The sequence below is a fragment of the Streptomyces sp. NPDC051776 genome, assembly GCF_040681345.1.
Lineage (GTDB): Bacteria > Actinomycetota > Actinomycetes > Streptomycetales > Streptomycetaceae > Streptomyces.
Window position 1 is genome coordinate 244,982 of the sequence record NZ_JBFAYQ010000005.1, and the last position, 19,903, is coordinate 264,884.

The following is a 19,903-nucleotide window of genomic DNA, read 5'->3' on the forward strand; positions in this document are numbered from 1 at the left end:
GCGCGAGCCGCGCTCCCGGCCGGCCCTCCGCCCGTGGCGCCTCTGCCCGTGGCGCCTCCGCCTTGCGCGCCACCGCTCGTAGAGCCTCTGCCGTTCGCGACACGGTCCGTAGCGCCTCCGCCCTGCGCGCCACCGGCTTCCGGGCCGCCGCCCTCGCGACTGCCGCGGCGATGTTCGCGCTCACGCCGTCCGCGCACGCCCAGGCCGACGTCATACGGGCCCAGGAGTGGGCCCTCGACGCTCTCCACGTCGACGACGCCTGGCGTACGACGAAGGGCGACGGCATCACGGTCGCCGTCCTGGACACCGGTGTCGACGACCGGCACCCCGACCTGGAGGGCCAAGTCCTCGGCACCAAGGACCTCGTGGGCTTCGGAGCCGGACGCGGTGACCGCGCCTGGGCCCGCCACGGGACCGCCATGGCCGGGATCATCGCGGGCCACGGGCACGGCCCCGGCCGCGAGGACGGCGTGGTCGGCGTCGCGCCCGAAGCGAAGATCCTTCCGGTGCGGGTGATCCTCGAGGACGGCGACCCCGCCCGGAAGAAGGCCCGCGGCGCTCGCGCCGGGGCCCTCGCGGAAGGCATCCGCTGGGCCGCCGACCACGGCGCCGACGTGATCAACCTCTCGCTCGGAGACGACAGCAAGTCGGCACATCCCGAGCCCCAGGAGGACGCCGCCGTCCAGTACGCCCTGAGCAAGGGGTCCGTGGTGGTCGCCTCGGCGGGCAACGGCGGCGAGGACGGCGACCGTATCTCGTACCCGGCCGCATACCCGGGTGTGATCGCCGTGACCGCCGTGGACCGCTACGGCACGCGCGCCCCCTTCTCCACACGCCGCTGGTACGCCACCGTCTGCGCCCCGGGCGTCGACGTGGTGATCGCCGATCCCGACCGCCGCTACTACGAGGGGTGGGGGACGAGCGCCGCCGCCGCCTTCGTCTCCGGCGCGGTCGCCCTCGTACGCTCGGCCCACCCGGACCTGAGCCCGGTCCAGATCAAGAAGCTGCTCTCCGAGACGGCGCGCAATGCCCCCGAGGGAGGCCGCAGCGACGACCGCGGCGCCGGCCTTGTGGACCCGGCGGCGGCGATCAAGGCCGGGGGCGAACTGAAGCCGAGGCCGCAGAAGCCGGTTCCGGCGGCGTACGAGAAGCGCTACTTCGGGCGCGGTCCCGATCACGCCCGGGAGGAGGGGGACGGCCCCGACTGGGCCGCGGTCCTGGCCGGTACGGCGGGGGCTGTTCTGCTGGTGGCGGCCTTCGGGCTCTGGTACGGCGCGCGCCGCCCACGTTCCCCGCTGGCCTGACGTCCCCGCGTTCCGCCCTGGCCCGGCGTCCTCGCGTCCCCTTGGTCGAACGCTCCGGTTTCCCGCTCGCCTGACGTCCCCGCGTTCCACGATCGCCTGACGGCGATCCCTGACGACCGCGGGAGCACCGTACCGCCGCCGCCCGTTCCCGGGTTCCCCGCCGCGGTCCCGCGGTCCCGCGTTCCCCCGTTCCCCGCCCGGCTGCCGCTGCCCGCCCTGGCCGCCGCCAGGGCCGAGAGTCGCTCAACGGCCCCTCCCCGCAGGTTCGTTGGCGAGGTGACCGGGGGCGCCGCGCACATGCGGCGCCTCTCCGTCGGCCGTACCTGCGGACGCCCCGTACCGAGCGCCCCCGCACCCGGCCCGGCGCATCACCCCGCGGACCGCCGGATACCCTCGGTCCGTGGCACTCAAGAACATCCCCGATTCCGGCTTCTCCGGCGACGATGGCTCCGCCGACCCCCGCCTGGCCGAGGCTCTCACCGCATACGGCGAGGACCGCGCCGCGGAGCCGCTTGTGCTCTCCGCACTGCCGGGCGCCCGGCTGCTGGTGCCGGTGGTCGCCGTCCTCGGCGAGACGGAAACGGTCGCATCCCCCTCCGGAACCGGGACGCCACTGCGCCGCGAGAAGAGCAGCGACATGGCCGTACCCACCCTCAACGGGCCCGGGGGCCGACGCGCGCTGCCCGCCTTCACCTCCACCGAGTCCCTCGCCCGCTGGGACCCCGATGCCCGGCCCGTGGCCGTCCCCCTGCGCCAGGCGCTGCAGGCGGCCGCCCACGAGAAGGCCGACACCGTCGTCCTCGACCTCGCCGGGCCGGTGCCGTACGAGCTGACCGGCCCCGCGCTGCTCGCCCTCGCCGAAGGGCGAGCGACCGCCGACCCGCTGGCCGATCCGGCTGTCACCGGGGCCGTACGGGCGGTGGTGGCGGACGAGCCCGCCGTGGTGCGCGCCCACCTCACGCCGGGCGGCGACGCCGACGGGACCCTCGCCGTCGCTCTCGCCTCCGACGCCTCCGCCCCCGCCCCCGAGGTCGCGCGGCGCCTTGCCTCCGCTCTCGCCTCCGACGCCGTTCTGAGGGCCCGTCTCGTCCGCGGCCTCGACATGGCGCTGCTGCCTCCGGACACCGCGATCCCAGGAGAACCGCTCTTCGTCCGGCAGGCGTGATGTCCCGTATCGCCCCACAATGCAAAGAAACTGAGTGATCTTTGCGAGGAGGGCGAGATGGGCACGACGACACGCACGGTGGGCCTGCCCGGCGGGATCGATGCGCGCACGGTCGTATCCGAATTCCTCGGGACCCTGCTGCTCGTGTTCTTCGGGGTCGGCTCCGCCGTCCTCGGCGCCGAGTACATCGGCACCGTCGGCATCGCTCTGGCCTTCGGCTTCGCGCTGCTCGCGCTCGCCTACGCGCTCGGGCCGATCTCCGGCTGTCACCTCAACCCGGCCGTCACGCTGGGCATGCTGATGGCCAAGCGTCTGAGCGTCCGCAAGGCCGTCGAATACTGGATCGCGCAGTTGCTGGGCGCCATCGTCGGCGCCGCGCTGCTCCTGCTCGTCGCCAAGCAGGTGCCGGGACTCGAGGTCAGCGGCGCTTTCGGCACCAACGGCTACGGCTACCGGTCGGCCCTCGGGATCAATATCTTCGGAGCGTTCGTCGCCGAGATCCTGATGACGTTCCTGCTGGTCTACGTCTATCTGGCCGTCACCCGTGACCTGGTGCTCATCGGGTTCGCCGCACTGCCGGTGGGTCTGGTCCTCGCGCTCGTACAGCTCATCGGCGTCCCGCTCACGGGCGCGTCCGTGAACCCCGTACGCAGCCTGGGCCCGGCGATCTTCGCGGGCTCCGCGCCCATGTCGCAGGTGTGGCTGTTCCTGATCGCGCCTCTCGTGGGCGGGGTGATCGCCGCGCTCGTCCACGCCGTCACCCACGGCGGGGAGACCTTCGGACTCACCCGGCCGGCCGAAGGGGCTCCGTCGGGTGAGGCGGCGGCCGCAGAACCGCCCGCCAAGGACGCCTCCGAGGAGCCGGGCGCCGGGGGTACGGCGCCGGGCACCTCGAAGCCCACGGCTTAGAGAGCACCCGGGACGCGGGCTAAACGCCCATGGGCGCCTTCGGACGGCACGGCCGCCACCCGGCCGTCATCCGGCCGCGGTGAATGGGGGGGAGTCAGCCGTAGACCGGGCCCGTGAACTGCTCGCCCGGCCCCTTGCCCGGCTCGTCCGGCACCACGGACGCCTCGCGGAAGGCCAGTTGGAGCGACTTCAGCCCGTCCCGCAGCGGCGATGCGTGGTACGAGCCGACCTCCGTCGCGCTCGCCGTGACCAGTCCCGCCAGCGCGGTGATCAGCTTCCGGGCCTCGTCGAGGTCCTTGTGCGCCTCGCCGTCCTCGGCCAGCCCCAGGTTGACCGCCGCGGCACTCATGAGATGCACGGCGACGGTGGTGATCACCTCCACGGCGGGGACGTCCGCGATGTCGCGGGTCATGGTGTCGAAATCGGGTCCCTGCCCTTCGGGCCGGGGCGTGCCGCCCTCCGGCTGAGGTGACGGCTGCTGCGGAGTGGCGTCGCTCATGGTTCAAGGCTTCTTTCGACTGGACGGCAGCCCCCAGCCTATGGCCACGGGACAGGCGGCTCATCGGCCCCCGGACGCTGGTATGCTGGAACAACGACCGGCCGGACACGCCTGTGCCCGGCCCGCAAGTGGAGGCTCCGATCTCCCACCTGGTCGGCCCTTGGGCCGGCGGGTCACCGGTCAAGCGGCGTCCGTCGTCCCGCAGGGGCGATGCATCGTCGCTCGATGCGCCCCGCGGAATAGCGCGGCGGTGTTCCCGGTTGATCGAGGAGCCCCGCCTGTGTCCGTTCGGGGCGTTTGTGCGTCATGCGGGCGGGGTCCACAGAAACAGACGTTACGCGGCTGCCCGCCAGGCAATCGTGTGGTGCAACCGAGGAGGCCCCATCAGCGCCGAGCCCCGCATCAACGACCGGATCCGAGTCCCCGAGGTGCGACTCGTCGGTCCCAGTGGCGAGCAGGTCGGCATCGTGCCGCTTGCCAAGGCACTGGAGCTTGCCCAGGAGTACGACCTCGACCTCGTCGAGGTGGCGGCCAACGCCCGTCCGCCTGTCTGCAAGCTCATGGACTACGGGAAGTTCAAGTACGAGTCGGCCATGAAGGCCCGTGAGGCGCGCAAGAACCAGGCGCACACGGTCATCAAGGAGATGAAGCTCCGGCCGAAGATCGATCCGCACGACTACGACACCAAGAAGGGTCACGTAGTCCGGTTCCTCAAGCAGGGCGACAAGGTCAAGATCACGATCATGTTCCGCGGCCGCGAGCAGAGCCGCCCGGAGCTGGGCTACCGGCTCCTGCAGAGGCTCGCGGAGGACGTTCAGGAGCTCGGCTTCGTGGAGTCCAACCCGAAGCAGGACGGCCGAAACATGATCATGGTCCTCGGTCCGCACAAGAAGAAGACCGAGGCGATGGCCGAAGCCCGTGAGGCCGCCGCCGCCCGCAAGGCGGGACGCGGCGAGGGCAGGTCCGCTCCCGAGGACACTCAGGAGACCGCCTAGGCGTGACCTCGGAGCACCCGCTCCGAGCCCCGGAGCCCTGCTCCGGACACCGAACGAAGACCTGACGCTTTCGCGTGCCGGTTTCACCGGCCCGGGGGCGCCACCGACGAGGAGAGTAAGGCGCCATGCCGAAGAACAAGACGCACAGCGGTGCCAGGAAGCGCTTCAAGGTCACCGGCTCCGGCAAGGTCCTGCGCGAGCGCGCGGGCAAGCGCCACCTGCTCGAGCACAAGTCGTCCCGCCTGACGCGTCGCCTCACCGGCAACGCCGAGATGGCCCCGGGTGACGCCAAGAAGATCAAGAAGCTTCTCGGCAAGTGACGTGCCGCCCCGGCTTTCGGGGCGGCGTCTCAAGACCGGGACCCATTCGACCCGGGCCGTGTGAGTCTCCACCGCGGCCCCGTACAAGGAGTTAACAAGTGGCACGCGTCAAGCGGGCAGTCAACGCCCACAAGAAGCGCCGGGCGATCCTCGAGCAGGCCAGCGGCTACCGCGGCCAGCGGTCCCGCCTGTACCGCAAGGCGAAGGAGCAGGTCACCCACTCCCTCGTCTACAACTACAACGACCGCAAGAAGCGCAAGGGCGACTTCCGTCAGCTCTGGATCCAGCGGATCAACGCCGCTGCCCGCGCCAACGGCATCACCTACAACCGCTTCATCCAGGGACTGAAGGCCGCCAACATCGAGGTCGACCGCAAGATCCTGGCCGAGCTCGCGGTCAACGACGCCACCGCGTTCGCGGCCCTCGTCGAGGTCGCGCAGAAGGCGCTGCCGAGCGACGTCAACGCCCCGAAGGCCGCCTGACCCGGCAGGCCGGGAGCCGGTCCCGGCAGCCCGGGAGCTGGTACGGACCCGCAGGCCCCGGTGGCCTGCGGGTCCGCGCATGTCCGCAAGCCCGTGATGCCCGCGCCCCACGTCCGACGCAAGTCCGGCGGCTCCACGCCCGTCGCCCCACCCCGCAATCCACCGAAGGTGATGCATGGCCGCCCCCGAGCCGATCTCCCCGCGATCCCCGAGGGTGGCGGCCGCCAAGCGGCTCGCCCGCCGGAACTTCCGCGGCAAGGAACACCGGTTCCTCGCCGAGGGACCGCAGGCGGTACGGGAGGCCGCCGGGCACCGCAGCGGTGCCGACCCCACCCTGACGGAGCTCTTCACCACGGCCGAGGCCGCCGAGCGCTATGCCGATCTCGTCGCCGTCGCCCGCGCGCAGGGCGCCCGCATCCATCTCGCCTTCGACTCCGTCATCGCCGACATCGCGACGACCGTCACCCCGCAGGGGCTCGTCGGCGTCTGCCGCTTCCTCGACCGTCCCTTCGCGGAGATCCTCGACGCCCGCCCCCGGCTCGTCGCCGTCCTCGCCCACGTCCGCGACCCCGGGAACGCCGGGACCGTGCTGCGCTGCGCCGATGCCGCGGGCGCCGATGCCGTCGTGCTCACCGACGCCTCCGTCGACCTCTACAACCCCAAGGCCGTACGGGCCTCGGTCGGCAGCCTCTTCCATCTCCCGGTCGCTGTCGGCGTACCCGCCCCGCAGGCGGTGGACGGTCTGCGCGGGGCGGGGGTACGGATCGTGGCCGCGGACGGCGCGGGCACCCGCACCCTGGACACCGAACTCGACGACGGCGTCCTCGGCCGACCCACCGCCTGGATCTTCGGAAACGAGGCGTGGGGCCTGCCGGAGGAGACCCGCGCCCTCGCGGACGAGGTCGTCCGCGTCCCCATCCACGGCCGGGCCGAGAGCCTGAACCTCGCGACGGCCGCCGCCGTATGCCTCTACGCCTCGGCCCGTGCGCAGCGTGCTTCCGGAGGGTGCCGCTCCGTAACCCCGAGCTAGTAGTGTGTGCCGCCCCGGGGGCCGATAGGGGGTGGGGGACATGGACACCGGAACGTCCGGGACGGGCATACGGGGCGCCGCCGCCCCTGCTGTCCCGGTCCACGGGCTCGTCGAGATCGGTCTGCACCCGGACGACCTGCCCGACGGCCTGGTCGTGGCCGACGAGACCGGCCGCGTCGTGTGCTTCAACGCCGCCGCCGCCCGGATCACCGCCCGCCGCGCCGAGGACATGATCGGTCTGCCGGTGGACCGCGCCCTGCCGCTGGAGGACCTCAAGGGCCGCCGCTGGTGGACGGTCACCGACCCGTACGGGGGCCTGGCCATCCGTGCCGGGCAGCCGGAGCGCAATCTGCTTCTCCCCGGAGGCCGCGAGGTCCTGGTCTCCGCCCGCTATGTCCGCCGCCACCCGACCGGGCCCGTGCACCGGCTGGTGGTCTCCCTCCGCGGCACCGAGGCCCGCCGCCGTACGGAACGCAGCCACGCCGAGCTGATCGCCACCGTCGCCCACGAGCTGCGCTCCCCGCTGACCTCCGTTAAGGGCTTCACGGCGACGCTGCTCGCCAAGTGGGTGCGGTTCACCGACGACCAGAAGCGGCTGATGCTGGAGACAGTCGACGCCGACGCGGGCCGCATCACCCGCCTCATCGCGGAGCTGCTCGACATCTCCCGTATCGACTCCGGCCGTCTGGAAGTCCGCCGCCAGCCCGTCGACATGGTCGCCGCGGTCCGGCGGCACGTGGCCGGGCTGACCGGGGCAGGGCACGACCCGGAGCGGTTCCTCGTCGATGTGCCGCACCCGCTCCCCGATCTGTGGGCCGACCCCGACAAGGTCGACCAGGTGCTGGGCAACCTCCTGGAGAACGCCGTGCGCCACGGGGAGGGAAAGGTCACCATTGAGGTGGCACCCACACGCACCCGTGCGGACACGGAAGGAACGGCCGTCACCGTGAGAGACGAGGGCCCCGGCATCCCCGAGGAGTCGATGGACCGCGTCTTCACCCGTTTCTGGCGGGGCAGCAAGCGCGGCGGCACCGGGCTGGGCCTCTACATCGTCAAGGGCATCGTCGAGGCGCACGGCGGCACGATCGAGGTGGGAAGGGCCCCGGGCGGCGGCGCCCAGTTCCGATTTACGTTGCCCGTGGGCACCCCGGCCTTTCTGGCTTGAGCGCCCGCGGGCTCCTCGCGCCCCTCGCGCCCCGTAGACTCGACCTTTGGCACCTTCGGCCGCCTCGGCCGCCCTGCCACCGAGCGCGGGCCGCGCCAGCAGCTATCGGAAACACGGGAAGAGATGTCGGCACCCAATAAGTCGTACGACCCTGTCGAGGTCGAGGCACTGAAACCGGAAGAGATCGCCCGCATGCGGGACGAGGCGCTGGCCGCCATCGCCGCCGCCGACGGTCTCGAGGCCCTGCGGGAGGTCAAGGCCGCACACGCCGGCGACCGCTCGCCGCTCGCCCTCGCCAACCGCGAGATCGGAGCGCTGCCGCCGCACGCCAAGGCGGACGCGGGCAAGCGCGTCGGCGGCGCCCGCGCCGAGGTGGGCATGGCCCTCAAGGCGCGCCAGGAGGAGCTGGAGGGCGAGCGCGACGAGCGCGTGCTGGTCGAGGAGGCGGTGGACGTCACGCTGCCGTACGACCGCACGCCCGCCGGCGCCCGTCACCCGCTGGCCACGCTGATGGAGCGCATCGAGGACGTCTTCGTTGCCATGGGCTACGAGGTCGCCGAGGGTCCCGAGGTCGAGGCCGAATGGTTCAACTTCGACGCCCTGAACTTCCCGCCGGACCACCCGGCGCGCGCCATGCAGGACACCTTCTTCGTCCAGGGCCCCGACCCGGACGCGGACTCCGGGGTCGTACTGCGCACGCACACCTCCCCGGTCCAGATCCGCTCGATGCTCGACCGGGAGCCGCCCGTCTACGTGGTGTGCCCCGGCCGGGTGTTCCGTACGGACGAGCTGGACGCCACCCACACCCCGGTCTTCCACCAGGTCGAGCTGCTCGCCGTCGACGAGGGCCTGACCATGGCCGACCTGAAGGGCACCCTCGACCACATGGTCCAGGCGCTCTTCGGCGAGGGCACCAAGACCCGGCTGCGGCCGAACTTCTTCCCCTTCACCGAGCCGTCCGCCGAGATGGACATGCAGTGCTACGTCTGCCGCGGCGACTCGGTGGGCAACCCCGACCGCTCCTGCCGTACCTGCAACAGCGAGGGATGGATCGAGCTGGGCGGCTGCGGCATGGTCAACCCGCGGGTGCTGACCGCCTGCGGTGTGGACCCGGAGAAGTACAGCGGATTCGCCTTCGGGTTCGGCATCGAACGGATGCTGATGTTCCGCCACAACGTCGAAGACATGCGAGACATGGTCGAGGGTGACGTGCGCTTCACCCGGCCTTTCGGGATGGAGATCTGATGCGGGTCCCGCTTTCCTGGCTGCGGGAGTACGTCGACCTGCCGGCCGGTGAGACCGGACGTGACGTACAGGCCAAGCTCGTGGACGCCGGGCTGGAGGTCGAGACCGTCGAGCAGCTCGGCGCCGGCCTCAAGGGCCCTCTGGTCGTCGGACAGGTGCTGGCGATCGAGGAGCTGACGGAGTTCAGAAAGCCGATCCGCTGGTGCCAGGTGGACGTCGGCACCGCCAACGGCACGGGCGAACCGCAGAACCTCATCTGCGGCGCCCGGAATTTCGATGTCGGCGACAAGGTCGTCGTCGTCCTGCCCGGCGCCGTCCTGCCCGGCGACTTCCCGATCTCCGCACGCAAGACCTACGGCAAGACCTCCGAGGGCATGATCTGCTCGGGCTCCGAACTGGGTCTGCCGGACGACGCCGACGGGATCATCGTCCTCCCGCCCGAGCACGCGGCGGGCACCGACGCGATCGAGCTGCTGGAACTCGTCGACGAGGTGCTCGACATCGCCGTCACCCCGGACCGCGGCTACTGTCTGTCGATGCGCGGTGTCGCCCGCGAGGTGTCCACCGCCTACGGGCTGCCGCTGCGCGACCCGGCGCTGCTCGACGTCCCTGCACCCAACGAGTACGGCTACCGGGTCAAGATCGAGGACCCGCAGGGCTGCGACCGCTTCACCGCCCGTACGGTCACCGGGCTCGACCCGGAGGCGCGCTCCCCGATCTGGCTGCAGCGCCGACTGCAGAAGGCCGGGATGCGGCCGATCTCCCTCGCCGTCGACATCACCAACTACGTGATGCTGGAGCTCGGTCAGCCGCTGCACGCCTACGACCGCTCCCGGATCGACGGGCCGATCGGTGTGCGCCGGGCGATCCAGGGCGAGAAGTTCACCACGCTCGACGGCGCCCACCGGGCCCTGGACCGCGAGGACTTGGTGATCACCGACAACTCCGGGCCCATCGGGCTCGCGGGCGTCATGGGCGGTGCGAACACCGAGATCGCCGACACGGCCACCGATCCCGAGACAGGGGAGGCCCGGGGCACGACCGACGTCGTCATCGAGGCCGCGCACTTCGACCCGGTCGCCATCGCCCGTACCTCCCGCCGCCACAAGCTGTCCTCCGAAGCGTCCCGGCGCTTCGAGCGCGGCGTCGACCCGGAGGCGGCGGCCGCGGCCGCACAGCGGACGGTCGACCTGCTGGTGCTGCTCGCGGGCGGCACTGCCGAGGCGGGTGTCACCGCCGTCGTCACCCCGGCCGAGCCGCGAACGATCACGATCCCCGCCGACCACCCGGACCGCGTGGCGGGCATCCGATACGGGCGCGAGACCGTCGTCCGCCGCCTCCAGCAGGTCGGCTGCGACGTCGCGGGGCAGGACGCGCTCGTCGTCACTCCCCCGAGCTGGCGGACCGACCTCCGCGACCCCAACGACCTGGCTGAGGAGGTCATCAGGCTCGAAGGCTACGAGAACCTGCCCTCGACGCTGCCGCGACCTCCCGCCGGGCGTGGCCTGACCGAGCGTCAGCGGTTGCACCGCAGGGTCGGCCGTGTGCTGGCGGGCGCGGGTTACGTCGAGGCGCTGAACTACCCGTTCATCAGCGAGACGGTCTTCGACCAGCTCGGTCTGGACGCGGACGACTCCTGCCGCCGCGTCGTCAGGCTCGTCAACCCGCTGTCGGACGAGGAGCCCGCCCTGCGCACCGCACTGCTGCCGGGCCTGCTCGGCGCGCTGCGGCGCAACCACGGGCGCGGCGCGCACGACCTGGCGCTCTTCGAGACCGGGCTCGTCTTCCGCGCCGGTGAGCAGCCGGGCAGGGCGGCGATCCCCGCCGTCGACCGCCGCCCCGCGGACCACCAGATCGCCGAGCTGAACGCCGCGCTGCCCGATCAGCCGCGACACGTCGCGGTCGCCCTCGCCGGTGCCCGTGAGCAGGCGGGCTGGTGGGGCAAGGGCCGGCCGGCCGATTGGGCGGATGCCGTGGAGGCAGCCCGTGGGGTCGCCCGCGAGGCCGGAGTGGACCTCGTGGTGCGCAAGGCCCAGTACGGGCCCTGGCACCCGGGCCGCTGCGCCGGACTCCATGTGCGCACCGAGGCCGGGGACACCCGACTCGTCGGCTATGCAGGCGAGTTGCACCCGCGCGTGGTCAAGGCGCTGGGGCTCCCCGAGCGCACCGCCGCGATGGAGCTGGACCTCGACCGCCTGGAGAGCGCGGTGGCCGGGCCGGTGCAGGCGCCGCACGTCTCCACCTTCCCGGTGGCCACACAGGACGTGGCGCTCGTGGTGGACGCCGACGTGCCGGCGTCCGAGGTGGAGGCCGCGCTGCACGAGGGAGCGGGTGAACTCCTGGAGTCGCTGCGGCTGTTCGACGTCTTCACCGGCGAGCAGATCGGCGAGGGCAAGAAGTCGCTGGCATACGCGCTGCGCTTCCGCGCCTCCGACCGCACTCTCACGGTGGACGAGGCCACCGCGGCGCGCGATGCCGCCGTGGCCGCCGCGGCCGAACGGGCGGGCGCCACGCTCCGGGGAGCGTAGGCGGCCCCCAAGGCCCAAGGTCCAAGGCCCAAGGTCCAAGGTCCAAGGCCCGCGCGTACGAGCACAGGGGCGCCCCCGCGTGACGGGGGCGCCCCTTCGTCGTGCTGTCACCGGGTGGCTGCGAATCGGTGTGCGGACATGGGCACTTGGGGTCAGGCCGTGATGCGCAGGGGCATGGAGCGGGCGTACGGGTGTGGAGCCCGGGTGAGGGACGGGTGGTCACCGGAGCGCCGCGACGCCTCGCCGTCCCGTGCTTGGTAGATGTAGGGGCCGACCGCGCAGGTGGAGGAGAGGGCAGCCATGGCCGCAGGGACAACACGACGCGTCGACGTCCATATCCCGAACGGTCCGGGCGGCGGCGCTCGGCTCCGGGGTTCCGCGTCCGCCGTCATGGACGAAGCCGCCCTGCCCGCTCCGCGCTGCGAACTCCTCGCCGTCATCGGTCCGATGGACGCGCGGCGTACGGCACTGCTGACCGCCCTCGCGAAGCGCTGCTGGCCGCAGGAGGGTGCAGAGCCGGGCGTCGCACCGGCCGGGGAGGCCCACCGCGTCGCCGTGGTCCGCCGCCGTGGTCCGGGCGCGCCCGACCCGCGGACCCGCGTCGCGGACCTCCTCGCCGGCGCGGGCCAGGAGGCGCTCGCCGTCACGGGACTCGCGACGAACGACGGGGCAGGGCACGGTGCTCTCTCGCCGCACACGAGGTACGAACACCTGCCCGTCGCCGACCAGTTGGTCATCGCTCTGGCGCTCGCCCTGGCGGCCGCACCCAACGCCGTCGTCGTGGACGCCGCCGACGACGGGCTCGACGCCACCGGCCGCCACCGGGTCTGGTCCCGCCTCCGTCGGGTCGCCGAATCGGGGACCACGGTCGTCGCCGCCTCCGACTCGGCTGCCGCGGCGGGACTCCACGCCCACCGCACGGTGCTGCTGCCCGCGGCGCGCGGGATCGGTGCCACGACCGGAGCCGGGGTCGCATGCGGAACGGCGCACGCACACCTCCACCGCTGAGCAAAGGACCGTCGGCACTACATACGAGGCGTACTTCCCGGTGGGCGCGACCGGAGCCAAGCGTCAGTGTCAACGTCTGCGGAAGCCGCTCGGTCGGCGATGTACATCGATGACAGCGACAAGGCCCACTGCTTCCGGTTCACGGGACTGTGGCCGCAGGGCCATGCCCTCCGCGTGGAGCGCTGGGTAGGCGCCGCGATCGGCCCGCGCCCTCCAAATGGGCGGGCCGCGGCCGACTTCCTACGGCCGGCGACGCGCCGCCATATCGCCCATCGCGCGCCCGAGTCCGGAGCGACCGGGGATGCGCAGCTTGCGGTAGGCGCCGGTCAGATGGGTCTCCACCGTCCGCAGGGACACGTACAGTTGGGCCGCGATCTCCTTGTTGCTCAGCCCCTGTACGGCCAGCGTCGCCACCCGCTCCTCACCGGCCGTCAGTGGCGAGGCGTCCTTCGAGGACCGGTACGAGCCCCGTCCTCCGGCGTCGTGCAGCCGCTTCTGCAGGCGCTCGGCCAGCAGCGAGGCGCCCGAGCGGACGGCCAGGTCCAGGCCGCGCCGCAGCGCGGTCCGCGCGCCCTTCTTGTCCTCCCGTACGAGCAGGGCGCCCCCGTACGCGTGGAGGGTGCGGGCGAGTTCGAGGTCCGCCGGTGTGCCGTCGAGAACCCCGACGGCCTCGGCCAGTTGTTCCAGCCCCCTCCGTCCTCCGCTCGCCATGCCCGCACCGCGCAGGGCCACACCGAGGCCCCGGGGGATGCCCGCCCGACGGGCGAGATCCAGCTCGTGCTCGATCAGGGTGTGCGCGTCGGTGGGCGACCCCGTGGTCAGCAGGGTGCGTGCGGCACGTGAACGCCACGGGCCGAACACCGGGTTGACGGTGCCGGCCGCCTCCAAGTGGCGTCCCGCCTGCAGCATCAGCGACAGGCCGGCGCGGCTGTCGCCCTGCGCCGTGCGCAGGGAGGCGAGGCTCATCAGGAAGCGCGGCCACTCCCACGAGACGTCGGCGGGGTCGGCGGCGGCATGGGCACCGGCCACGCGGTCGGCGGCTGTGAGGTCCCCGCGTTCGACGTGTACGTCGATCATGATGGCGTCCAGGGCCGTACTGAACGGCAGTTCACCATCCGACCGGGCCCGTTCGTACGCGCCTCGCGCTGCCGCCGCGGCATGGTCGATGTCTCCCCGGCACAGGGCGATCCCGGCCCGGTAGACGAGCAGGGACGAGGCCATGAGCGCCATGCCCTGCCCAGCGGACTCCCGCATGAGGCGGTCGCACAGCGCGTCCGCGTCGTCGAGCCTGTCCAGATACAGCAGGGACTGGGCGACGGTGTAGTGCAGGGGGAAGAGACCGTGGGAGAACATGGGCAGGTTCACCGAGGCCCGGTCCGTCAACTCCGATACATATGCGGCAGGTTCGGCCGCGCGCAGCCTGTCGAAGGCCCGTATCGCCAGCAGTTGGCGTTCCGCGGGCGTGACTCCGGCGGGCTCGGTCACCCGGTCCTCGGTCGCCCGGTCCTCGGTCGCCCGGTCCTCGGTCACCCGGTCACGGACCTCCGGCGCCGGGACGCGCGCGCGTGCCGCAGCGGATGCTTCCGCCGTACCCGGTGCCGGCCCTCCGCTCTCCCCAGGCCCCTCTGCGGTTGCCTCGGCGGACCGGGCGGCCGAGGACGGCGGGGCCGGGGCGCGCACCGAGGGACACTCGAACTCCAGCCACCAGCTCAACGCCCGCATCCGAAGCCGGGATTCGCGATCCAGCGACGCCGACTCGGCGAGCGCACGCAGCTCCTTTGCGAGCCGCCCCAGCGTCGTCGCCCTGCCGTGCCCGCCGCGCGCGAGCAGATGCGAGACGGTCAGAACGCCGGCGGCCTCGCCGCGAGCGGCACCGTCGGTCAGGCACTCCAGGGCCGTCGTGCCGTACGACACCGCCAGTGCCGGATCGTAGTAGCCGGCCGCCGTGGCCAGATCGAGCAGCACACGGGCGGTCTCCGCGCCCTCGTCCGGCTGGTGCACGGCGTGGCGCAGATACGTCACCGCCGTCTCGGCGGCGCCCCGGCGCAGCGCGTCCTCCGCCGCGCGGCGCAGCACCGGCAGGGCCCACCGCCCCTGCACCGGCCCCGCCGCCAGCAGGTGCGCCGCCACCTCCTCCTCCGACCCTCCGCTGAGGTGCAGAACACGGGCCGCCAGCGCATGGGCCTCTCCGACCTCCTGCGGTGTCCGCTCCGCCAGCACCACATCGCGTACGACCGGGTGAACGAAGCGCATCTCCTCGCCGTCGCGCAGCAGCCCCGACGCCTGCAGCCGCGCCGCCGCCGACCTGATCACCGCCTCGCCCGTGCCGCAGTACGCCGCGAGCAGCGCGGCCGGTTTGCGGTCGCCCAGTACGGCCAGCCCCCGCGCCAGTCGGTGCGTGTCGTCCGGCCCTTGGCCGAGCCGGTGCCTGACCTCCCGCGCGAGGGTGGGGAGTTTGAAGGTCCTGATCCGTTCCCGGTCCTCGCGCGTCGGACGTACGCCGCTGCGCTGCGCGTCGCGCAGCAGCGCCCGCAGGAACAGCGGATGGCCGTCGGTCGCGGCGTGGCAGGCCGCGCAGAAGGACGGGTCGGGGTCCGGTACGCCGTACACCGCCGAGACGAGCCGCTCCACGCCGCGCGGTCCGAGCGGCTCCAGGACCAGGGTGTGACAGACGGAGGGGTGGATGACCTCGTTGTAAAGATGACCGGAGGCGGCCCGCTCGCCGTGGCGTGTGGTCACGGCGACCAGGACCCGCTGTGTGTCCGGCCGGTGGACCAGCCCCGCCAGCCACCGTAGCGACGGAGGGTCGATCCAGTGCAGGTCGTCGACGGCCAGGAGCAGCGGCCGGGCCCGGGAAAGCCGGGAGACGAACGCGTCGAGACCGTAGAGGGCCTGCGTCGTCCCGGGGACCGCTCCGTGGCGGTCGTCGTGTCCCGAGGCCCCGGGGTCCAGCAGCTCCAGTGCCGCCTCTTCCGCCTCCTCCAGGAGCGATCTGCTCTCGCCGCCCGCCGGCTGGTCGAATAGGGGGCGGAACAGCCGCCGGACCGCGCCGAAGGCGAAGTCGCGCTCCAGCTCCCGGCAGCGCACCCGCAGGACCCGGAACCCCTGGACGCGGTTGAGCCAGGCGTGCAGGAGGGCCGACTTGCCGCTGCCCGCGCGTCCGTCGAGCTGCACCACCCTCGTGCCGGTGGCCGCCACGTCCCCGGCCACGGCGTCGAGGCGCGCCAGCTCGTCCTCGCGCCCGACGAGCGGCCACGGCGCGCCGCAGGGAAGGGGCCCGTCCGGCGCGGACTGGCCCGGGTGGGCACGGCCCGAACGTTCCGTGGGATGCCTGCTGCTCATCCGGCGTTACCTCCGTCTTCCGGAGAGCCAGACGACAGCCACCGGTCCGGGGTTGCCCCGTTTGCGAGACCGTCGGCCAGGTGTTGCCGAATCGCCGTGTCCGGGCATGGAGCCCCGCCGGAGACGGGCCGGCCACCGCGCACGCCTGCGCTCGCGGCCGGATCCGCGCGGACTCCGCAGCTCCCGGCCGCCGCGCCGCTACTCGTAGACGTAGAAGCCCGAGCCCGTCTTACGGCCCAGGCGCCCTGCGTCGACCATCCGCTGCAGCAGCGGGGGAGCGGCGTACAGCGGCTCCTTGTACTCCTCGTACATCGAGTCGGCCACCGACGCCACGGTGTCCAGGCCGATGAGGTCGGAGAGCTTGAGCGGGCCCATGGGGTGGGCGCAGCCCATCTCCATGCCGTTGTCGATGTCCTCCCGGCTCGCGATGCCGGACTCGAACATCCGGATCGCGGAGAGCAGATACGGGATGAGGAGCGCATTGACGACGAAGCCGGAGCGGTCCTGCGCCCGGATCGCGTGCTTGCCGAGCATGTCCGAGACGAGCTTCTCCGCCCGCATGATCGTCTCGTCGGAGGTGGTCAGCGCGGGAATGAGCTCGACGAGCCGCTGCACCGGGGCGGGGTTGAAGAAGTGGATGCCGATGACCTGGTCGGGCCGTGAGGTGGCCACGGCCAGTTTGACCAGCGGGATGGAGGAGGTGTTGGAGGCGAGTATGGCGTCCTGCCGTGCGACGACCTGGTCGAGGATCTGAAAGATCTCGGTCTTGACCTGTTCGTTCTCGACGACGGCCTCGACGACGACGTCCCGGTCGGCGAACTCCCCCAGGTCGGTGGTGAAGCTCAGCCGCTCCATCGCCGCGTCGCGCTCCTGCTCGGTGATCTTGCCGCGCTCCGCCGCCTTGGCGAGGGAGTTCGTCAGCCGCGTACGGCCGATCTCCAAGGCCTCGCCGGTGGTCTCGGCGACCATGACCTCCAGTCCGGAACGGGCACACACCTCCGCGATACCCGCGCCCATCTGGCCGCATCCCACCACTCCGACGCGTTCGATGTCGGTCACATCGTGCCTTTCGCTGATCTTCTTCGGCTTCAGCCCCAGACGTTACTCCGCACGGGCGGGTGCCGACGGCCCCGGGGCGGGCATGCTGGGTCCAGAGGGCGGGACTTCCCGGCATGGAGGGGGCGCGTCATGAGCCATATCTCACGCAGAGGATTCACGGCCGGGGCGGCGGGGACGCTCTCCGGGCTGCTGACCGCCGGGGACGCGACAGCGTACGCGCCCGAGGGAGATCTGGGGGTGATCCGCCGCCCCCAGCGGCAGTTCCGGGGCATGTGGCTGGCGACCGTCGCCAACCGCGACTGGCCCTCGAAGCCCGGGCTCCCCGCCGAGCAGCAGCGGGCCGACCTCCTCGGCTTCCTCGACACGGCGGTGCAGCGCCGACTCAACGCCGTGATCTTCCAGGTGCGGCCGACCGCCGACGCGCTGTGGCCGTCCCCGTACGAGCCCTGGAGCCAGTACCTGACCGGGCGGCAGGGCGAGGACCCGGGCTGGGATCCGCTCGGCTTCGCGGTGCGCGAGGCACACCGGCGCGGACTGGAACTGCACGCCTGGTTCAACCCGTACCGGATAGCGAACCACGCCGACCCCGCCCTGCTGGTGCCCACGCACCCCGCGCGGCTGCATCCGGAGTGGGTGGTGGCCTACGGCGGCAAGCTCTACTACAACCCGGGCCTGCCCGACGTCCGCTGCTTCGTGCAGGACGCCATGCTGGACGCCGTCCGGCGCTACCCGATCGACGCGGTGCACTGGGACGACTACTTCTACCCGTATCCGGTCGCCGGGCAGGTCTTCGACGACGACGCCGCATGGGAGGCGTACGGCGCGGGTTTCCCCGACCGGTCCGCCTGGCGCCGCGACAACACCGACCGGCTCGTCCGCGAGACCGCCCTGCGCATCAGGAAGCTCAAGCCGCGTGTGCGGTTCGGGATCAGCCCGTTCGGCGTATGGCGCAACCGGGCCACCGACCCCGAGGGCTCCGACACCCGGGCCGGGGTGCAGACCTACGACGACCTCTACGCGGACACCCGGGGCTGGGTGCGCAAGCGCTGGATCGACTACATCGTGCCGCAGGTCTACTGGAACATCGGCTTCGCCGTCGCCGACTACGCCAAGCTCGTGCCCTGGTGGGCCGGCGTCGTCGACGGCACCGGCGTGGATCTCTTCATCGGGGAGGCGCTCTACAAGGCGGGCGACCCGGCGCAGCCCGCGCCCTGGCAGGATCCGGCCGAGCTGTCGCGGCATCTGACGTTCGACCGCAGCCGGCCGCAGGTCCGCGGCAACGCCTTCTTCTCCGCAAAGGAAGTGGCCGCCGACCGCATCGGGGCGATGGCCCGAGTGGTCGCCGACCACTATCCGACGCCGGTGCGCCCGCCGCGCTGAGCCTGCGGGGGCGCCTCCGGCCGTGTCCGGTTGCCGACAGGTGCTGAGGGACGGGGGCTGGTGAACTTCGGGGACGGCCCTGGACCGCGTCAGCGTCCGGGGCTGGCCTCACCCGGGTGACGCACGACGGCGTCGGGGCCCGGGGACACCACGCACTCCTTGCCGTCGTCCTCGAAGCGGATCCGGTACGGAGGTCCGCCGTGTTCCCCCATCACTTCGACGATCTCGGCCTTGCGGTCGTGATGCCCGACCGTCCTGCCGTGGACGAGCAGCGTGTCGCCTTTCTTCGCTTCCATCTGCGGTGACCTCCCGCTCGGGGGTGCTGCGTGTCTTCTCCCAGAGTGCGGTGCTCCGTTCCGTAATTCTATTGCGCCGTCCGGTTCCCGCACCCCCCTGCGCGGCCGTTCAGGACTGCGCCCGCTGGGTGACCGCGATGCAGAGGAGTACGGCGGCGGCCGTCAGCGGGGCGGCGGGAGTGAGGTTCTCACCCAGCAGCGCTACGGACCACACGAGTGTGAGCAGGGGCTGGGCGAGCTGAAGCTGGCTGGCCCGCGTTACGCCGATCGCGGCCATGCCCCGGTACCAGATGAGCAGCCCGAGGAACTGGGAGCCCGCGGCGAGCCACAGGACGCCGGCGACCGCGTGCCCGGTGAGGTTCACGGGCTCGGACAGCAGCGCGAAGACGGCGCCTGGGAGCGCGGCGGGCAGGCAGGCGACCAGGGCCCAACCGATGACCTGCCAGCCCGGCAGACGGCGTGCCAGGCGCCCGCCCTCGGCGTAGCCGGCGGCACAGATCAGAAGGGCGGCGAAGAGATACAGATCGCCGGTCGTCGGGGCACCCCCGCTCTGCAGCAGGGCGAAGGCGATGACGACCGCGGCCCCGGCGAGCGCGGCGCCCCAGAACACCGGGGACGGCCGGGCCCCGGTGCGTACGGCGGAGTACGCGGCGGTGGTCAGCGGCAGCAGCCCGACGACCACCGCGGCGTGGGAGGTGGTGGACGTCTGCAGCGCCAGCGTCGTCAGCAGCGGGAAGCCGACAACGACACCTGCGGCGACGACGAGCAGTCCGGCCCAGTGGCGGCGGTGGGGGACCGGGACGCGGCGGGCGAGGAGGCAGCCACCGGCGATGAGCGCGGCCAGGACGATGCGGGCCGTGGTCACGGTCCAGGGGCCGAGGCCCTCCAGGGCCCACGCGGTCGCGGGGAACGTGAGGGAGAACGCGGCCACGGCGAGGGCGGCGAGGAGGGTGCCGCCCGCGGCGCCCGTGCCGCCCCTGCCACCCGGGCCGCCCGTGCCGTGCGTGTCGCCCCTGCTACCCGGGCCGCCCGCGGCGCCCGTGCCGCCCCTGCTACCCGCGCCGCCCGTGCCGTGCGACGCCTGCCCGGTCTCGGGGGCCCGCCGCACTGCGGCCGCCTGCCCGGCTGCCGCCGTCCGACCGGTTCCGGCTGGCCGCACGCCTCGCTGCGGCTGTC

The 19,903-nt window shown here is 72.7% G+C and carries 18 protein-coding genes; 12 read left to right on the forward strand and 6 right to left on the reverse strand.

Translation table 11 applies throughout. The features are described 5' to 3' along the window. The first annotated feature begins 170 nt into the window (after nucleotides 1-170). The 3 genes from mycP (at nucleotide 171) to AB0M26_RS07100 (ending at nucleotide 3,378) form a co-directional block, all read left to right on the forward strand. Nucleotides 171-1,304: a type VII secretion-associated serine protease mycosin gene (gene mycP, locus AB0M26_RS07090; RefSeq protein WP_365255893.1), complete on the forward strand. Its 1,134-nt coding sequence runs from the start codon at nucleotides 171-173 to the stop codon at nucleotides 1,302-1,304. Nucleotides 1,305-1,704: 400 nt separating this feature from the next. Next, a complete protein-coding gene (locus AB0M26_RS07095) occupies nucleotides 1,705-2,469 on the forward strand; it encodes an SseB family protein (RefSeq protein ID WP_365255758.1) in 765 nt (254 codons plus the stop codon). 57 nt (nucleotides 2,470-2,526) lie between these two features. Beyond that, the gene (locus tag AB0M26_RS07100) at nucleotides 2,527-3,378 is read left to right on the forward strand and encodes an MIP family channel protein (protein ID WP_365255761.1); all 852 of its coding nucleotides are present in this window, start codon (nucleotides 2,527-2,529) and stop codon (nucleotides 3,376-3,378) included. Between the two features lie 94 nt (nucleotides 3,379-3,472). Here the strand turns inward: AB0M26_RS07100 and AB0M26_RS07105 are convergent, their stop codons facing one another. Next, on the reverse strand, nucleotides 3,473-3,877 hold the full coding sequence (locus tag AB0M26_RS07105) for a DUF1844 domain-containing protein (protein ID WP_365255764.1): 405 nt from the start codon (nucleotides 3,875-3,877) through the stop codon (nucleotides 3,473-3,475). 359 nt (nucleotides 3,878-4,236) lie between these two features. Here AB0M26_RS07105 and infC point away from each other — a divergent pair, with 359 nt between their 5' ends. The 7 genes from infC (at nucleotide 4,237) to pheT (ending at nucleotide 11,642) form a co-directional block, all read left to right on the forward strand. Beyond that, nucleotides 4,237-4,872 (forward strand): translation initiation factor IF-3, encoded by a 636-nt coding sequence (gene infC / locus AB0M26_RS07110; RefSeq protein WP_365255767.1) that lies wholly within the window; start codon nucleotides 4,237-4,239, stop codon nucleotides 4,870-4,872. Nucleotides 4,873-4,997: 125 nt separating this feature from the next. Then, a complete protein-coding gene (gene rpmI, locus AB0M26_RS07115) occupies nucleotides 4,998-5,192 on the forward strand; it encodes a 50S ribosomal protein L35 (RefSeq protein WP_360850989.1) in 195 nt (64 codons plus the stop codon). 98 nt (nucleotides 5,193-5,290) lie between these two features. Beyond that, on the forward strand, nucleotides 5,291-5,674 hold the full coding sequence (rplT, locus tag AB0M26_RS07120) for a 50S ribosomal protein L20 (RefSeq protein ID WP_055470307.1): 384 nt from the start codon (nucleotides 5,291-5,293) through the stop codon (nucleotides 5,672-5,674). A gap of 175 nt (nucleotides 5,675-5,849) precedes the next feature. Next, complete coding sequence (locus tag AB0M26_RS07125; RefSeq protein ID WP_365255772.1) at nucleotides 5,850-6,704, forward strand: RNA methyltransferase; 855 nt, start codon at nucleotides 5,850-5,852, stop codon at nucleotides 6,702-6,704. A gap of 40 nt (nucleotides 6,705-6,744) precedes the next feature. Then, the gene (locus AB0M26_RS07130; RefSeq protein WP_365255775.1) at nucleotides 6,745-7,869 is read left to right on the forward strand and encodes an ATP-binding protein; all 1,125 of its coding nucleotides are present in this window, start codon (nucleotides 6,745-6,747) and stop codon (nucleotides 7,867-7,869) included. A gap of 123 nt (nucleotides 7,870-7,992) precedes the next feature. Further along, nucleotides 7,993-9,114 carry a phenylalanine--tRNA ligase subunit alpha gene (gene pheS, locus AB0M26_RS07135; RefSeq protein ID WP_365255778.1) on the forward strand — a complete coding sequence of 374 codons (1,122 nt, stop codon included), beginning with the start codon at nucleotides 7,993-7,995 and terminating at the stop codon, nucleotides 9,112-9,114. After that, nucleotides 9,114-11,642: a phenylalanine--tRNA ligase subunit beta gene (gene pheT / locus AB0M26_RS07140; RefSeq protein WP_365255781.1), complete on the forward strand. Its 2,529-nt coding sequence runs from the start codon at nucleotides 9,114-9,116 to the stop codon at nucleotides 11,640-11,642. Before pheS ends, pheT begins: the two co-directional genes overlap by 1 nt. A 152-nt stretch (nucleotides 11,643-11,794) precedes the next feature. Here pheT and AB0M26_RS07145 read toward each other — a convergent pair whose 3' ends face one another. Continuing rightward, nucleotides 11,795-11,944 (reverse strand): hypothetical protein, encoded by a 150-nt coding sequence (locus AB0M26_RS07145; protein ID WP_365255784.1) that lies wholly within the window; start codon nucleotides 11,942-11,944, stop codon nucleotides 11,795-11,797. Here AB0M26_RS07145 and AB0M26_RS07150 point away from each other — a divergent pair. Then, on the forward strand, nucleotides 11,943-12,650 hold the full coding sequence (locus tag AB0M26_RS07150; RefSeq protein WP_365255787.1) for a hypothetical protein: 708 nt from the start codon (nucleotides 11,943-11,945) through the stop codon (nucleotides 12,648-12,650). The genes AB0M26_RS07145 and AB0M26_RS07150 overlap by 2 nt on opposite strands. Before the next feature lie 240 nt (nucleotides 12,651-12,890). Here AB0M26_RS07150 and AB0M26_RS07155 read toward each other — a convergent pair whose 3' ends face one another. Together AB0M26_RS07155 and AB0M26_RS07160 are read right to left on the reverse strand one after the other, a co-directional pair. Then, a complete protein-coding gene (locus tag AB0M26_RS07155; RefSeq protein ID WP_365255790.1) occupies nucleotides 12,891-15,992 on the reverse strand; it encodes an AAA family ATPase in 3,102 nt (1,033 codons plus the stop codon). A 198-nt stretch (nucleotides 15,993-16,190) separates the two neighbouring features. Beyond that, nucleotides 16,191-17,051, reverse strand: a complete 861-nt coding sequence (locus AB0M26_RS07160; RefSeq protein ID WP_365255793.1) for a 3-hydroxybutyryl-CoA dehydrogenase — start codon at nucleotides 17,049-17,051, stop codon at nucleotides 16,191-16,193. A gap of 129 nt (nucleotides 17,052-17,180) precedes the next feature. Between AB0M26_RS07160 and AB0M26_RS07165 the strand changes: the two genes are divergently transcribed. Continuing rightward, nucleotides 17,181-18,431, forward strand: a complete 1,251-nt coding sequence (locus AB0M26_RS07165) for a family 10 glycosylhydrolase (RefSeq protein ID WP_365255796.1) — start codon at nucleotides 17,181-17,183, stop codon at nucleotides 18,429-18,431. An 89-nt stretch (nucleotides 18,432-18,520) separates the two neighbouring features. On the opposite strand, the gene AB0M26_RS07170 is transcribed toward AB0M26_RS07165, so the two are convergent. Together AB0M26_RS07170 and AB0M26_RS07175 are read right to left on the reverse strand one after the other, a co-directional pair. After that, entirely contained in the window at nucleotides 18,521-18,727 is a 207-nt protein-coding gene (locus AB0M26_RS07170) for a DUF1918 domain-containing protein (RefSeq protein WP_365255799.1), read from the reverse strand. A gap of 109 nt (nucleotides 18,728-18,836) precedes the next feature. Beyond that, nucleotides 18,837-19,835 carry a DMT family transporter gene (locus tag AB0M26_RS07175; RefSeq protein ID WP_365255802.1) on the reverse strand — a complete coding sequence of 333 codons (999 nt, stop codon included), beginning with the start codon at nucleotides 19,833-19,835 and terminating at the stop codon, nucleotides 18,837-18,839. Nucleotides 19,836-19,903 lie beyond the last annotated feature (68 nt).